The following is a 1,143-nucleotide window of genomic DNA, read 5'->3' as shown; positions in this document are numbered from 1 at the left end:
ACGGCGGCGCAGGGCGAACTCCGTTTCCTTGAGCTGCTGCACCTCAACGTAGGTTCCGGCGATCAGTGCCGGGGTGCCATCCGCCGCCCGCCGCAGCGTCTGCCCACGGGCCTGGACCCAGAGCCAATCCCCGTCGGCGCAGCGATACCGGAACTCGTACGTGAACGTGTGCCCTCTGGTTAGCTGGCGCTCCAGGGTCGCTTCGATGGGCGCGATATCGTCGGGATGGACGCTGGAGCGCCACTGCTCGTAAGAGAGCGGCGCCTGCTGCATCGGGTCCAACCCGAACATCCGGCAGCAGGTCGCATCCAGCGTTACGGCGTCGGCCCGGGTATCCCACTCCCAGACGCCGAAGCCGGCGGCCTCCTGGGCCAGCCGCAGCCGATGCTGCTCGGCGGATTGCTGGCTGAGGTCCATACAGGCGCCGAGCCTGCCGATTAGCTCGCCCTGCGCATTGAGTACGGGCGCCACGCTTACCCGGGCGCGGAAGCGCTCACCGTCTGACCGGATCAGCTCGTACTCGCGTGTGTACTCCTGCCGGGTGCGCCGGAGCCACTCAATCCCCTCCGCGACCTCTGCGCGATCCGCGGGTTCGTGCAATGTGCGCACATCTCTGCCGATGAGGGCCTCGCGCGGATAACCGAAGAGCAACTCGGCGCTGCGGCTGGCCTCGCAGATCGTGCCGTGCAGATCGGTCTGGATCAGGCTGACCGAGGTCTCGGCCTGCAGGATGGCCTCAAGCTGTTGGCGGCGCTCTTCGACCCGGTCCAGGACCTGTCGGTATTCCGTGATGTCCTGGACAATGGTCTGGACAATCCAGGTGCCGTGCTCGTCCCGCCACTGGCACGCCGCTTCACGGACCCACAGGGTGCGCCCATCGGGGTGGAGGATCCGGTACTCCCCCTGGCTCGACTCCAGCGAAGGGTCCGCCTCGAACTGGTACTCGGCGATCTGGAAGCGATCCGTCTCCGGGATCCGCTGGATCAGGGTCGCCCAGTCCGGGGGCGGCTGCTCTGGGTCGAACCCGGTGAGTTCGTACATCATCGGCGACCAGACCATCCGTCCGGTCCGTGGGTAGGTCACCCAGTGGCCAAGGCGCCCGATCCGCTCGGCCTGCTCCAGGCGCTGTCTGGTCGCCTCGAG

The 1,143-nt window shown here is 67.5% G+C and carries 1 protein-coding gene; it reads right to left on the bottom strand.

Translation table 11 applies throughout. From position 1 onward, the window contains the following. On the bottom strand, positions 1 to 1,143 hold a 1,143-nt coding region (locus LRG07_RS13655; RefSeq protein ID WP_238642743.1), incomplete at both ends, for a PAS domain-containing protein.

This window comes from Halorhodospira sp. 9622, from assembly GCF_022228025.1.
Classification (GTDB): domain Bacteria; phylum Pseudomonadota; class Gammaproteobacteria; order Nitrococcales; family Halorhodospiraceae; genus Halorhodospira; species Halorhodospira halophila_A.
Note: the sequence above shows the minus strand (reverse complement) of the source record. Positions and strands in the feature narration are given on the sequence as shown.